This window comes from Xanthomonas sp. NCPPB 2250 (genome assembly GCF_056725265.1).
This window is the reverse complement of record NZ_CM161520.1, coordinates 932,258-946,504: the sequence shown is the minus strand read 5'-3', so window position 1 is coordinate 946,504 and position 14,247 is coordinate 932,258. Positions and strand designations below refer to the sequence as shown.

The window sequence follows — 14,247 nt, the reverse complement described above, 5'->3', positions numbered from 1 at the left end:
CGTCACTTGCGCCAGGGGCCCCCTGGGGGGACGAGAGCGCGCCCATGTCCGAGTCGACTGTCGCCAGCCTCGCGCAAGCCAAGGTCGTCGCACCATCCGCCGCCGAGGCCGACTGCGCGCCACTGGCGCGCATGCGCCATTTCCGCCAGATCGAGTCCTTGCCGCCGGCGCTTGCACGCTCGTGGCGGCGCTGCCTCGACGAGTACGGCCTGGCTCCGGACACCCATCCCTCGCCGATGGTCCACGACGACGGTGAGTTGCGCGAACGCCAGCAGCGGCTGGAGGCGCTGCTGCGCATCGCCAGGGTGGAGATGGAAAATCTCTACGAACAGATCGCCGGCGGCAGCTACGCGGTGGTGTTCGCCGACACCGAGGCCACGGTCCTGCACAGCGTGCAGGATCCGGCGCTGCTGCGTGCGTTCCGCGAAACCGGGCTGTTCTGTGGCGCCAGTTGGGCCGAGCGCTACCAAGGCACCAACGGCATCGGCACCTGCGCGGTGGAGGGCAGTGCGCTGAGCGTGCACCGCGGCGAACACTACCTGGAGCGGCACCTGCCGTTGTCCTGCAGCGGCGCGCCGATCCTGGATCCGCAAGGCCATCTGCTGGCGGTGCTGGACGCCTCCACGCCCGACGCACGCGACACCAAGCTGGTGCAGCGCCATACCGGCGCGCTGGTGCGCATGTCGGCGGCGCAGATCGCCCGCGCGTATTTCCTGGAGCAGTACCGGCATGCGTGGATCCTGCGCTTCCACAGCCGCCCCGAGTTCGCCGGGCTGCTGCACGAGGCGCTGATCGCGGTCGGCGGCGACGGCCGCGTGCTGGCGGTCAACGAGGCCACGCTGGAACAGCTCGGCAAGCCCGACCGTTCGCCGCTGGTCGGGCGCGACATCGCCCAGGTGATGCAGCTGGATTTCGACACGCTGGAGCAGCGCGCGCGCAACGACGCCAGCACGTTGTGGTCGATCCGCTGCGCCTGCCACGGCCGCCGCTTCTTCGCCCTGGCGCAGCCGCCGCGTGCGCGCAGCGCTGCCGGCCGAACGCGCGCCGCGGGCGAGGACGGCCAGGCCGCGCGCGCCAACGACCATGTCGGTTCCGATCCGCGCATGCTGCACAACCTGGACAATGCGCTGAAGCTGGCCAAGCACCGCGTGTCGATCCTGCTGTGCGGCGCCACCGGCACCGGCAAGGAAGAGTTCGCCAAGGCGGTGCACCGCAGCTCGCCCTGGGCCGACCGGCCGTTCGTGGCGGTGAACTGTGCGGCGATCCCGGAAGCGCTGATCGAGAGCGAGCTGTTCGGCTATGCGCGCGGCGCCTTCACCGATGCCGCGCGCGAAGGACGCCACGGCAAGCTGCTGCAGGCCAGCGGCGGCACCCTGTTCCTGGACGAGATCGGCGACATGCCGCTGCCGCTGCAGACGCGCCTGCTGCGCGTGCTGGAGGAACAGAGCGTGACCCCGCTGGGCAGCGACCGCGCCGTGCCGCTGGAACTGCACGTGATCAGCGCCAGCCACCGCGACCTGGCGCAGATGGTCGGCAGCGGCGGCTTCCGCGAGGATCTGTACTACCGCCTCAACGGCGTGGTGCTGCACCTGCCGCCGCTGCGCGAGCGCAGCGACAAGGCCGAACTGATCCGCACCCTGCTGCGCGAGGAGAGCGGCGAACAACCGGTGCGCATCAGCGAGGACGCCCTGCACAAGCTGCTCAGCTATGCCTGGCCCGGCAACCTGCGGCAGCTGCGCAACGTGCTGCGTACCGCGGCGGTGCTGTGCGCCGATGGCGTCATCCGCATCCCCAACCTGCCGCAGGAAATCGTCGATGCCGACAGCGGCCCGTGTCTGCTCGGCGACGATGCGCATGCCGGCGACGGCATCCCCGGCCGCGTCGCCCTGGACAGTGCCGAGCGCAGCGTGCTGCAGCAGCAGCTCGAGCGTCACCGCTGGAACGTCAGCCGCACCGCCGATGCGCTGGGCATCAGCCGCAACACCCTGTATCGCAAGCTGCGCAAGCACGGGTTGGCGACGGCTTGAGTGGAGGATGCATCGCGATTCAATGGGGTTGCTGCGCGTCGCGAATGAAGCCTCGCCTATCGCGTCTTGCCATTCGGTAGCGGCGCGAGTGTTGTCGGGTATTCGCGTCCCGACCGTTGAGGCGGCTGGAGGATGCCTGGCTTCGATGTCGCGGCTGAAGCCGCTCCTAAGACAACAGTCCCGACTGCTGTCGGAGCCAGAGAGGTTCCGTCCGAGGTCGCGGCTGAAGCCGCTCCTGCAGGAAGCGCTACACCGGTGACCACGCGCAACCAGGTAGGAGCGGCTTCAGCCGCGACCGTCACCCGCGCCGACTGGCCTGCAGTCGTGCGGACACGGCGGATGGCACGCGCCGATCGGTGCCACCACACAAACCCCAAGCCGCCCTCTAGAAGCGCCAGCGCAAACCGACCTGGTATTGCCGCGGGGCGCCGGGGGCGACGAAGCGCGAGGGGCCGTCCTCGACCGCAGCGTCCTGCGGGCGCGCCAGGGCGCCGCCCGGGAACAGGTCCTCGGCAATCGCCGCATACGTCTCGTAGCGGCGGTCGAACACGTTGTTGACCCGCAGGTACAACGACAGGCCGTCGGCGAGTTCCCAGGTGCCATGCAGGTCGAGCAAGGCATAGCCGCCGGTGGACAGGTCGTGGCGCGCCGGCGCCTCGCCTTCCTCGGGGTCCGCGACCAAGCCGTCCTCGTTGCCGCTGGCCACGCGCCGCGACACCGCGCGCAAGTCAGCACCCAGCGTCAGCTGCGCCAGCGCCTGCCAGTCCACGCCCAGCTTCAGCGTGTTGCGCGGCAGGCCGGCGATGCGCGTGCCCGGCCGCAGGGTCACCGTGCGCTCGCCGGAGAGCAGTTCGCCGGCGCTGCGGTAGGTGGCGTCCAGGTAGCTGTAGCCGGCGAACCAGCGCAGCGCGCCGTGGCTGCCGCGGTAGCTGAAGTCGGCGCCCTGATAGCGGGTGCGGTCGACGTTGTCGAAATAGCCCTGCTGGGAATTGGGTGCGCGCAGGAACAGGATGTCGTCGCGATTGTCGGCGCGGTACAGCGAAGCGTTCAGCGTCTGCGCCGGCGTCGGGTTCCAGCGCAGGCCGAGCTCGTAGGTGCGCGAGACGATCTGCTCCAGGCGCGGGTCGGCCTGCAGCCCGGTCGGCAACCGGCACGGCTGTTCCGGGTCGGCGCAGCCGAGTTCGATCGCGGTCGGCGCGCGGCTGTTCTGCGAGGCCGAGGCGAACGCGGTGAAGCCGCCGCCGAGGCGCTGGGTGATGCCCAGCGACGGGTTGGCCTTGGCGAACACGAAGCGCTCGCGCGGCAGCACGCCGTCGTCGGCGGTGGACAGGGTGTTAGCGACGGCGACGCGGTTCCAGCGCAGCGCGGCATTGAGGTGGGTGGCCTCGCTCAGTTCCCAGGTATCGGCGGCGAACAGGCCAAGCGTGCTGCTGCGCCCGTCGACGCCGGAGAAGAACGCGCGCTCCTCGTCCGGATCGGCGACCACCGAGCGGTCGTCCTGCACGAACGCCTCCTGTTCGTACTGGCGGTAGCGCACGCGGTTGCGGTCATAGGTGGCGCCGATGCTCAGCGTGTGCGCGCCGGCCTGGTGGCTGAGGTTCAGTGCCACGCCCTCGGCATGCTGGCGCATCTGCGTGGTGTTGAGCACGCCGCTGTGCAGCGCGTCGGCATCGGCGCGCGACACCGTGCAGCCGGCGTCCAGCGGCGTGCCGTCGGCGGCGTAGCCGTCGGCGCAATCGTCGACGAACTCCTCGTAGTCGTCGTTGATGTCGCCGTTGACGGTGTCGCGTCGCCCCTGGCGGTAGTAGGCGAGCAGATGCAGCGCGGTGCGTTCGTCGAAGCGATGGTCGAACTGCCCGGTGAGCAGCGTGTTGCGGTTGCGGGTCAGGTCCGGCGAGGTGTAGACCGCGGCGCGGTCGGCCTCGTACAGCCCCGGCTCGGTGCCCTCGTCGGTATAGCGATAGCTCGGCAGCAGGCCATTGCCGACCAGGCGGCTGCGCCCGTGCAGCAGCGACACGTCCCAGTCGGTGCGCTCGCCCTGCCGACCGAACTTGCCGAACACGGTGCCCAGGCGGCCGGCGGAGGCGTCGCGCCAGCCGTTCTCGTCGAAACCGGTGGCCGCGACGAAGGCATGCAGGCCGTCGGCACCGGCGTAGCCGTAGGACGCGTCCAGGCGCTTGCGCGCGCCGCTGCCCACCGACAGATCGGCGCGCAGGCCCGGCGCGGTCAGGCCGGACTGGGTGGTGAAGGCCAGCGCGCCGCCCAGCGTGTTGGGACCGAAGAGTGGGTTGGAACCCGGCATCAGCGCGACGCTGCGGATCGCCGCCTCCGGCATCATGTCCCAGCTGACGATGTCGGCGAACGGCTCGTTCATGCGCACGCCGTCCAGGTACACCGACACGCCCTGCGAGGCGCCGGGCAAGGCCGAAGCGCGGAAACCGCGGAAGGTCAGGTCGGTCTGGAACGGGCTGCCCTGCACTTCGTTGGTGTCCACGCCGTTCATTTCGCGCAGCAGGAAGTCGGTGAGGTTGCCGGCCTGGCTGCGTGCGATGTCGTCGGCATTGGCGGTCTGCACCGTGTACGGCAGCAGGTCGGCATCGATCAGCGTGCCGGGGATCGGCGTGGCGGTGACCTCGACCCGGTCCAGCGCGGTGATCTGCGCATCGTCGGCATTGACCGTGGTCTGCGCGTGCGCCGGTGCGGCGAGCAGGCCGATGGCGGTGACGACGGCCAGCGCGAGCAGGCTCGGCGGCGGAGTATGCGGTCCTGGGGTGTGGGTCATGCCGGTTCCTTGAGGGCTCAGTAGAGAACGATCGATTTGATGCCGCGGCCGGCGCGCATCGCCTCGAAGCCGCGATTGATGTGGTCCAGCGGCAGGGTTTCGCTGATGAGTTCGTCGATGCGGATCTCCCCGGCCAGGTAGCGCTCAGCATAGGCGGGCAGTTCGCTGCGACCCTTGACCCCGCCGAACGCGCTACCGCGCCAGGCGCGGCCGGTCACCAGTTGCAGCGGCCGCGTGCTGATCTCCTGCGCGCTCGGCGCCACGCCGAGGATGATGCTTTCGCCCCAGCCCTTGTGGCAGCATTCCAGCGCCGCGCGCATGGCGCGCACGTCGCCGACGCAGGCGAAGCTGTGGTCGGCGCCGCCATCGGTGAGGTCGACGATGACCTGCTGCACCGGCGCGCCGAAATCCTTCGGATCCAGGCAGTCGGTGGCGCCCAGCGCGCGCGCCAGCGGGAACTTTTCGCGGTTGATGTCGACCACGATGATGCGTTCGGCGCGCGCCATCACCGCGCCCTGCACCACCGACAGGCCGATGCCGCCGAGCCCGAACACCGCCACGCTCTCGCCCGGACGCACCCGCGCGGTGTTGAGCACGGCACCGATGCCGGTGGTGACCGTGCAGCCGAGCAGGCAGGCCTTGTCCAGCGGCGCGGCCGGATGGATCCGGGCCACCGCGATCTCCGGCAACACGGTGTACTCGGCGAAGGTGCTGGTGCCCATGTAGTGCAGCAGCGGGCGCCCGTGCAGCGAGAAGCGGCTGCTGCCGTCGGGCATCAGCCCGCGGTCCTGGGTGCTTCGGATCGCCTGGCACAGGTTGGTGCGGTTGGAACGGCAGTACTTGCACACGCCGCATTCGGGCATGTACAGCGGGATCACGTGATCGCCAGGGCGCACGCTGGTGACGCCGACGCCGACCTCCTCGACCACGCCGGCGCCTTCCTGGCCCAGGATCACCGGGAATGCCGCATCGGCATCGGCACCGGACAGGGCGATGTCGTCGCCATGGCAGATGCCGCTGGCGACCATGCGCACCAGCACCTCGCCGGCCTTGGGCGGCTGCAGATCCACTTCCTCGATGGCCAGCGGCTGGTTCGCCGCCCAGGCGACCGCGGCTCGCGTCTTCATTCCGGCTCTCCCCGCCTCCCGTCGCGGCGCCCGAGAGCGCCGCTCGCCTCACCTCACTGCGCCACGATCACACCCCATGGCAGCTCGCCCACCGCGATCTGCTTGATCTCCTTCATCGCCGCCGTGTCGATGACACTGACGCTGTTGGAACGGCCATTGGCCACGTACAGCTTCTTGCCGTCCGGGCTCAGCGCCGGATTCCAGGGCCGCTGCCCCACCGGGATCTCCGCCAACGCACGGCGCGCGGTCGGATCGATCACGCTGACCGTGCCGGCGCCATTGGACGCGTACACGCGGCTGCCGTCGCGGGCGATGGCGATGCCGGCGGTGCGCTGCCCGGCCGGAATGCTGGCCACGCGCGTGCGCGCCGCCAGGTCGATCACGTCGACCACGTTGGCCGCTTCCTGCGCCACATAGACCGTCTTGCCGTCGGGCGCGAACGCCATGCCGCGCGGATGGCCGCTGGTGGCGATGACGCCGGTGGACGCGCCGGCCTTCAGGTCGATCACGTCCAGGTCGTTGGAGCCTTCGTTGCTGGTCAGCAGCAGCGCGCCATCGGGCGTGTAGACGCAGTGTTCCGGCGCCTGCCCGCGGGTGGCGATGTGCGCGCCGATGGTGAAGCTGGCCGGGTCGATCAGCATCACCTGGTTCTGCCCCTCCACGCACACCGCCAGCTGGTGGCCGTCCGGCGACGCCGCGACGCCTTCGGCGTTCTCGCCTATGTCGACGCTGCGCAGCACCCGGTCCTGCACGGTATCCAGGTCCAGCAGGCGATGGCCCTGCGCGTCGATGACGTACAGATGCCCGACCGGTCCCGGCACCACCTGCTGCAGGCGCTTGCCGAGCTGGCCCTGCGCCGACAGCGTGCGCACCACACGGTCGCTGCCGGTGTCGATCACCGAAATGGTGCCGCTGCGCTGGTTCGGCACGTAGGCCAGCGCCGCGGTCGCGGCCGCAGGCGCCGGCGCGGGCGCCGCGGCATCGGAGCCCGCCGTCGGCGCGGCGGTGCGCTGGCACGCAGCAGCGAACAGCGACAGCGCGACGACGGCGGACAGGCGCAACGCGTTCCTCATTGCGTGGCGCCTGCCGTCTTGTTGATGGAATGGATGAAGGCCAGCAGCTTCTCGGTATCGCCCGGCTTGAGCACCGGCCCGAACGGCGGCATCTGCCCGACCACCTTCTCGTGGCCGATCCGGGTCTTGCCATGCGCGGTCATGCCGGCCGTCCCTTCGGTGATCAGCGTGCGCAAGGTGTCGTCGTCGCTGCCGTACACCCAGATGTCGTTGGTCAGCGGCGGGCACATGCCGCCACCACCGGTGCCGCCGTGGCAGGCGGTGCAGCCGGCGGAGTTGAAGATCGCCTTGCCTTCGGCGACCAGCTCCGGGGTGACCTTGACCGGCGGCCCCTTCGGAATCGGCGTCACCGCCGCAGCGGGGGCCGGTGCGGCGGCAGGGGCCGCGGCGGGCGCGGTCGTCGCCGGCGCAGAGGCCGGTGCAGGCGCCGGCGCCGCAGCCGGCTCGGGTGTGGCCGCTGGCGCGGCGGGCGTCTCCTGCTTGCCGCAGGCGGCCAGCAACAGGAGCGAGGCGAACAGGGACACGGGCAGCAGCGTGGAGAGGGCGCGACGACGGACGGAAGCAGGACGCATGGGGACAACACCTTTGCGGAGTGCACGATGGGAAGAGCAGGCCGCGCGAGCGGCATGTGCGGGACGACAGGAAGCGGTCATTGCGTGCGTCGGTGCTGGGCCTCCGTCAACAGGTGGGCGAGTTCGGCATTGCCGCGTTGCTGGGCCAGCGCCGCCGGGGTCTTGCCGTCGGCGTCGCGCGCATCGGCGCTGGCGCCGGCGGCGAGCAGGCGCCGCGCGCTGTCCTCGCGCCCGGCGGCGGCGGCCAGCATCAACGGGGTGACGCCGGCGCGGTTGGCACGGTCGGCTTCGGCACCGCGCTTGAGCAGCAGGTCGAGGATCTTCGGGTCGTTGCGCGCGACCGCGAACATCACCGGGGTGAAGCCGGCCGGATTGGCACGGCGCACGCTGGCACCCGCAGCGAGCAAGGCCTGCACCAGGTCGGCGTCGGCGTAGGAGATCGCCAGGTCCAGCGGCGTCCAGCCGTCGGTGGACACCGCCTCGACCTTGGCGCCATGCGCCAGCAATTGCGCGGCGCTCTTGCCGTCGTTGGACCAGGCCGCCTTCATCAACGGCGTCCAGCCATTGCTGTCGCGGCTTTCGACCTTGGCGCCAGCGGCCAGCAGTTCGCCGACCAGCAGCGGCGCCTGGTTGCGGATCGCCTGCTGCAGCGGCGGCTCGCCGAGCAGGTTGGGTTTGTCGGCGCTGGCGCCATGCCGCAGCAGCCAGGCCACGCGCACGCCATCGCCGGCATCCAGCGCGTGCGCCAACTCCTCGTTGGGATCGGCGCCACCGGCGATGCGCAGCTGCAATTGCGCCAGCATGTCCGACGAGGCCTGCGCGCTCGGCGTGTCATCCTGGTCGTCGGGCACCGCATAAGGTCCGTGCGAGCGCAGGTTGCCGGCAACGATGCAATCGGCGCAGGCCACCAGCGGCACGTGATAGTCGCGCAGGATCGCGTCGATCTTGCCGGCGCTGCGCTGCATCGCTGCGTTCAGCGCATCGCGCAATGCCGCGTTCTTGCGCGACACCGCCCACGCCATCGAATATTCCAGCACCTCGTTGTCGATGACGTTCAGCGGGACCACGCCGAGGCCGCCGCGCGTGGCGTAGTAGCCGGCCACCGGTCCCCAGGATTCGGCGGCATCGAGCTTGCCGGCGGCGACCTGCTCGGCGAGCTTGCCGGGATGTTCCTGCGGCGCGCTCGCCGAATCGTAGAACAGGTACTGCACTTCGCCCTGCACGCCATGGTCGAACAGCGCCTGCCGCGCCGGCGAGCTCTGGAACACGCCGACCTTGAGTTTTTTCAGCGCCGGATCGTCCAGCGACGCCGGGCGCAAATCCAGGCCCTTGCGCGTGACCAGCACATAGGTGGAGCGATACAACGGGCGCGTGGGCAGGCCCATTTCGAAATCGCTGTTCATGTCCATCAGCACGTCGCACCGCCCGGCGTTGATCGTGCTGCGCGCCAGGCCGCGCTGGTAGTAGCTGCGCCACTCGTACTCCAGGCGCCGGCCCATCTCCGCGGCCACCACCTGGGCGATCTTGTTCTGGAAGCCCTCGCCTGCACGATCGGACAACGGCATGTTGCCGGGATCGGCGCAGACCCGCAGCACCGGCGCATCGGCCGGCAGCGTGGCGGCGGGCGCGGCGGAGGCCGGTGCCGCAGCGGCGAGCGGGGCAGCAGGAGCGCGAGCCGTCGCGGACGACGGCTCGCGCGTACAGCCTGCGGCGACGAGTCCGAGGCTGCACAACAGCAACACGGCGCGCGCGCCCGCAGGCAGACGCCACGAGGCGGGTGCCATCCGGCACCCGCTCGCACCCTGGACGCGGCGCCGCCGGCTCATCGCACCGTCTTGGCGGCGACCGCCGCGCTACCACCGCCACCGGCGGCCGCCGTGGCGGTCGTGGTGGGCGTGACGGTCTTGCCGGCGCCGTCGATGCGGAAGGTGTGCACCATGCCGCCCAGCGGGATCTTGTCGAAGCCGTTGCTGAAGGCCAGGCCCGCGGCACCCAGCGCGCCGTACGGATCGCCCGGATCCAGGCCGGCGGCGACCGGCAGGCCGATCCAGCCGCCGATGCCCGAGAACACCGCCACGTACTGGTGGCCGTTGGCCTTGTAGGCGATCGGGTTGCCGATGATGCCGGACGGCAGCTTGGTCTCCCACAGCTTCTTGCCGGTGTCCTTGTCCACGGCGCGGAACCAGCCGTCCAGCGTGCCGTAGAACACCAGTCCGCCGTCGGTGACCAGGGTACCGCTCCACACCGGGAACTTCTCCTTGATCTCCCACTTGGACTTGCCTTCGACCACGTCGAACGCCTTGACGATGCCCAGTGCGCCCGGCTCGTTCGGCTTCATCATCACGTTGGCGAACACGTACGGCAGGCCCATCATGGTGTTGCCGCGCTCCTGCGGGTCGAGCTCCATGTGCCAGTTGTTGGTGCCGCAGAAGAACACCGCCGAGTTGGCCGGATCCACCGAGCACGGCTGCTGGTCCTTGCCGCCCATCGCCGACGGGAACGCCTCGACCTTGCGGCCGCGTTCCAGCGGCGAATGCGCCGCGACCTTGACCGGGCGCCCGGTCTTCATGTCGATGCGCTCGGCCCAGTTGGCCGGCACGAACTTGTTGGCGCGCAGCAGCGTGCCGTCGCGGCGGTCGAGCACGTAGGCAAAGCCGTTGCGGTCGAACTGCACCACCGAGGGCACCTGCTTGCCGTCGATGGTCAGGTCGACCAGGATCGGCTCGTTGATGCCGTCGTAGTCCCACTGGTCGAACGGGGTCTTCTGGTAGCCCCACACCGCTTCGCCGGTGTCGATCTTGCGCGCGAACAGGGTCATCGACCACTTATTGTCGTACTCGCCGCTGTCGCATTCCTTCTGCGTGGTTTTGCCGCAGCGGTACGACGGGCTCCACAGGCCGGGATTGCCGGTGCCGTAGTAGACCAGCTTGAGTTTCGGGTCGTAGCTGTACCAGCCCCAGGCCGCGCCGCCGCCACGCTTCCAGCCTTCGTCGGGATAGGTCTTCTCGCCGAGGTCGCCGAGCTGGCCGTGCTGCGGATTGGCCTTGTTGAAGTCCGGGCCGAGGCAGATGTCCTTGTCGGTGCCGGTGGCTTCGCAGGACCAGGCCTGCTTGCCGTCGGCCAGCGCGTACGCGGCGACGCGCCCGCGCACGCCGAACTCGTTGCCGCTGATGCCGGCCACCACCTTGCCGTCGGCGATGATCGGGGCCATGGTGATGGTCTCGCCCTTCTCGGGATAGGCGAGCTTCTGCTTCCACACTTCCTTGCCGGTCTTGGCATCGAGCGCGATCACGTCGCCGCTGAGGCTGCCGAACACCACCTTGCCGTCGGCGTAGGACGCGCCACGGTTGACCGTGTCGCAGCAGGCCACCGCGACGGCGCGCTCGTCCTGCTGCGGGGTGTACTTCCACAGCACCTTGCCGCCGTCTTCCTGCGACAGGTCGATCGCGAACACATTGTTCGGATAGGCGCTGACCATGTACATGGTGCCGCCCACCACCAGCGGCTGGCCTTCGTGGCCGCGGGTGGCGTCGGTCTTCATCTCCCACGACATCTTCAGATTCTTGACGTTGTCGCGGTTGATCTCGGCCAGCGGGCTGTGCCGGGTCAGGCCGAAGTCGCGGCCGATGCCGCCCCAGTTGTCCGGGTTGGCGGCATTGCTGGCGAACTCGCTGTCGGTATCGGCGACCGCGGCCGGCGCGGCGGCCGGCGGCTGCTGTGCGGCGGCCGGTGCGGCCGGCGCCGGAGCCTCTTCCTGCTTCTTGCAACCGGCCAGCGCCAACGCAGTGGCCAGCGCGAGCAACGTACAAGCGTGGGTACGACGTGAATGACTGTGCATCGTTCTACTCCCCTCGTTGAAGAGCCGCGCCACGTCACCTCTGTCGGCGTGTGCCACGGAACCTGAAGCGTGGGTGTATACGAGCAACGTCCATGCCATCGCAGCGCTGCGATGCAACATCCCTTGACGTACGGATCACGACGTCGGTTGTCGTCGCGGAGACGCGCATCAGCGCCGCCGAACGCGTCTCGGGAACGTGACACTTTGTGCCAAGCGGTTGCATCGCGCGTGGCGCAGTGTGAGCACATGTGCCGGTGGCACACCCTGCGCCATCGATGCGCTTGCCACGCTGGTGCACACGCATGCACACGGTGGGACGCGCCACGGGGAGCGCGTATCCGGCACGCCTGGACCGATCTCGCTACGGGAGAAGCGGTCCGGCGCGCTGCGGCGGTCAAGCCGCCGCAGCGCAGCAATCAGTGCGACTGCGGCCCGACGTGGTCCTGCCACCACGCCAGCAGCGCGGCGCAATCGGCGAAATGCAGGTCGGCCAGCGCCGGCCAGGGGTTGTCCGGATGCAACAGCACGGTCGTCGCACCAGCGTGGCGCCCGCACTGCAGGTCGTAGGCGTGATCGCCGACCATCGCCAGCGCCTGCGGCGCCACGCCCCAGTGCTCGGCCAACTGCAGCAGGCCGCCGGGATGCGGCTTGGGCGGCGCCTCGTCGCGGCCGAGGATGGTGACGTCCTCGAACAGGTCGTCGACCTCGATCTCTTCCAGGGTCAGCTGCGCCAGTTCGCGCGCGTTGCGGGTGAGCACCGCCAGCCGGCAATCGGCCGCATGCAGGGTGCGCAACAGCGCCGGCGCGCCGTTGGCCGCGGTGGCCTCCTGGGCCAGCACGCGCTCGTGCTCCAGCAGCCAGGCGTGCTTGCTGGCGCGCTGCGCGTCCGGCAGCGCCGCCAGATGCTGCAGGATGTCGGCCTGCGGCGGGATCTGCAGTTCGCGGCGGATCAGCGCGAAATCGTGCACGGCGCGGGTCAGGGTGCCGTCCATGTCGAACACCCAGTGGCGCACCTGGCACAGCGCCTCGGCCGGCGGCGGCGTGGCGGCGTGCATCGCGCTCAATCCCAGCCCGGCATCTGCGCGCCATCCAGGCCGCCGGTCTCGAACACCGCGGTGCGGGTGCCGCCGGCCTTCACCGGGAAGGTGATCTGCAGCACCGTGGTCTTGCGCGCCAGCTTCCACAGCGCCTTGTCGTCGCTGATGAACATGGCGATGGCCTCGTCGGTCTTGGGCCGCCAGGCCGCGGCCGCGTGCGGCGGCGCGTCGTCGGCCTTCAGTTCCACCTTGCAGCCGCCGGCGCAGCGGAAATCGCCGGACTGCAGCACCAGGTAGGCGCTGCGCTTCCATTCCGGATGGTCGCGGAACACCAGTTGCACCGGCTTGGGTCCGCTGCCGTCCACATCGACCTTGTCGCGGCTGTACAGCATCGCCGAGCGCTGCACGCCCTTGCCGGCCGGCACCTGCGAGTACTGCCAGGCCGCCTGCATGCGCCGCAGTTCGCGCGCCGCCTCGCCCTTGGCCTTGACCTCGGCGTAGCCGGGCTGGATGCGTTCGGCCGCGTCCGAGCCGGGGTACTGCTGCAGCAGCGCCGCGCCGTGGATCCGTGCCAGGTCCCAGTTACCCGACTTCACCGCGGCGTCGTACTGCTTGGCCAGGTCGTCGGCGGCCTGCGCCTTGGCCTGCGCTTCGGCCGCGGCCTGCGCCTTGCGCTCGGCCTCGTGATCGCCGCAAGCGGCCAGGGCGACGGCGCACAGTGCGCCGAGCAGGATGCGTTTCATCGTGGGGTTCCTCGTTGGATCAGGGTGTCGATGGCCTGCGCGACCTCGGCGGGCTTCTCGACGATGGACATGTGGCCGCTGCCGTCCAGCAGCACCTGGATCGCCTGCGGCAGGCGTTGCGCGTACAGCGCCAGCGCACTGGCGTCGATCACCGCATCCTGCACGCAGTTCAGCAGCAGCGCCGGCTGGCGGATGCGCGCGGCTTCCTCGAACGGCAGGAACGCCTCCTCGCCGCGGCCGATGCGCGCCAGCACCTGCTGCTCGAACGCGGCCTCGCGGCGGCGCCAGGCCACCACCGCCGGCACCGCCCAGCGCGGGATGCGCGGCTTGGCGCGTTCGAGCAGGAACACGGTATCGATGTAGCGCCGCAACGATGCCGCATCGTGCACCGCGAACGGATTGTGCCCGTCCAGCACCGCCTGGCCGAATGCGTTGTCGGCGAAGCGTACGCCGGCGGCGTTGAACAGGCCGACCCGGTCGAACACCGCCGGATGGCGCGCCGCGGCCAGCGCCGCGATGCCGCCGCCCATCGAATGCCCGAGCAGCACGCATTCGCTGCCCGCACGGCGTGCGCACTGCATGGCGAACGCGGCCACGCGCTCGGCCTGCGCCACGAAGCCGTAGTCCTGCCCGGCGATGCGCTGGCTCTCGGCCCAGCCGGGCAGATCCGGGATCACCAGGTGATAGCGCGTGCCCAGCGCGCGCGCCAGCGGCAGCCAGTTCTCCTTGCTGCCGGTGAAGCCGTGCACCAGCAACAGGGTCGGCGCCGCGGGATCGGCCGCGGCGCGCACCAGATAGGTCCAGGTATGCCCTGCGACCTGCGACTGGCGCCGCTGCAGCCCGCTGCCGCGACGCTGGCGCAGGCTCTCCAGGCGCACCAGCAGGAACGGATCGCGCGCCACCAGCAGCGCCCCGATCGGCATCGCCACGAGCGCCACGCACAGCAGCGACACCAGCAACGCCAGGGCGCCAGCCAGCAGCAACAGCATCATCAAGACCAGGGTCGCCATCACCATGGGGACACCGGAGCGCGCAGGCCGGTCATGCG

Annotated in this window: 10 protein-coding genes; 1 reads left to right on the top strand and 9 read right to left on the bottom strand. The window is 70.4% G+C overall.

The features are described 5' to 3' along the window. The first annotated feature begins 44 nt into the window (after positions 1–44). Positions 45–2,027 carry a sigma-54-dependent Fis family transcriptional regulator gene (locus tag AC1PMG_RS03950; protein ID WP_481110736.1) on the top strand — a complete coding sequence of 661 codons (1,983 nt, stop codon included), beginning with the start codon at positions 45–47 and terminating at the stop codon, positions 2,025–2,027. Between the two features lie 385 nt (positions 2,028–2,412). Here the strand turns inward: AC1PMG_RS03950 and AC1PMG_RS03945 are convergent, their stop codons facing one another. The 9 genes from AC1PMG_RS03945 to AC1PMG_RS03905 all read right to left on the bottom strand — a co-directional run bounded on the left by AC1PMG_RS03945 (position 2,413) and on the right by AC1PMG_RS03905 (position 14,215). Beyond that, a complete protein-coding gene (locus tag AC1PMG_RS03945) occupies positions 2,413–4,809 on the bottom strand; it encodes a TonB-dependent receptor (protein ID WP_481110735.1) in 2,397 nt (798 codons plus the stop codon). 17 nt (positions 4,810–4,826) lie between these two features. Beyond that, positions 4,827–5,936, bottom strand: a complete 1,110-nt coding sequence (locus AC1PMG_RS03940; protein WP_481110734.1) for an S-(hydroxymethyl)glutathione dehydrogenase/class III alcohol dehydrogenase — start codon at positions 5,934–5,936, stop codon at positions 4,827–4,829. Between the two features lie 53 nt (positions 5,937–5,989). Next, a complete protein-coding gene (locus AC1PMG_RS03935) occupies positions 5,990–7,009 on the bottom strand; it encodes a beta-propeller fold lactonase family protein (RefSeq protein ID WP_481110733.1) in 1,020 nt (339 codons plus the stop codon). Next, positions 7,006–7,581, bottom strand: coding sequence for a c-type cytochrome (locus tag AC1PMG_RS03930; protein WP_481110732.1), 576 nt, complete (start codon positions 7,579–7,581; stop codon positions 7,006–7,008). The genes AC1PMG_RS03935 and AC1PMG_RS03930 overlap by 4 nt, the downstream gene beginning before the upstream one ends. A gap of 77 nt (positions 7,582–7,658) precedes the next feature. After that, entirely contained in the window at positions 7,659–9,365 is a 1,707-nt protein-coding gene (locus tag AC1PMG_RS03925; RefSeq protein WP_481110731.1) for a quinoprotein dehydrogenase-associated putative ABC transporter substrate-binding protein, read from the bottom strand. A 38-nt stretch (positions 9,366–9,403) separates the two neighbouring features. Next, positions 9,404–11,419: a methanol/ethanol family PQQ-dependent dehydrogenase gene (locus AC1PMG_RS03920; RefSeq protein ID WP_342074502.1), complete on the bottom strand. Its 2,016-nt coding sequence runs from the start codon at positions 11,417–11,419 to the stop codon at positions 9,404–9,406. Positions 11,420–11,835: 416 nt separating this feature from the next. Further along, complete coding sequence (locus AC1PMG_RS03915) at positions 11,836–12,474, bottom strand: HAD family hydrolase (protein WP_481110730.1); 639 nt, start codon at positions 12,472–12,474, stop codon at positions 11,836–11,838. Positions 12,475–12,479: 5 nt separating this feature from the next. Beyond that, complete coding sequence (locus AC1PMG_RS03910) at positions 12,480–13,199, bottom strand: hypothetical protein (RefSeq protein ID WP_017910020.1); 720 nt, start codon at positions 13,197–13,199, stop codon at positions 12,480–12,482. Further along, the gene (locus tag AC1PMG_RS03905; protein WP_481110729.1) at positions 13,196–14,215 is read right to left on the bottom strand and encodes an alpha/beta fold hydrolase; all 1,020 of its coding nucleotides are present in this window, start codon (positions 14,213–14,215) and stop codon (positions 13,196–13,198) included. The genes AC1PMG_RS03910 and AC1PMG_RS03905 overlap by 4 nt, the downstream gene beginning before the upstream one ends. Positions 14,216–14,247 lie beyond the last annotated feature (32 nt).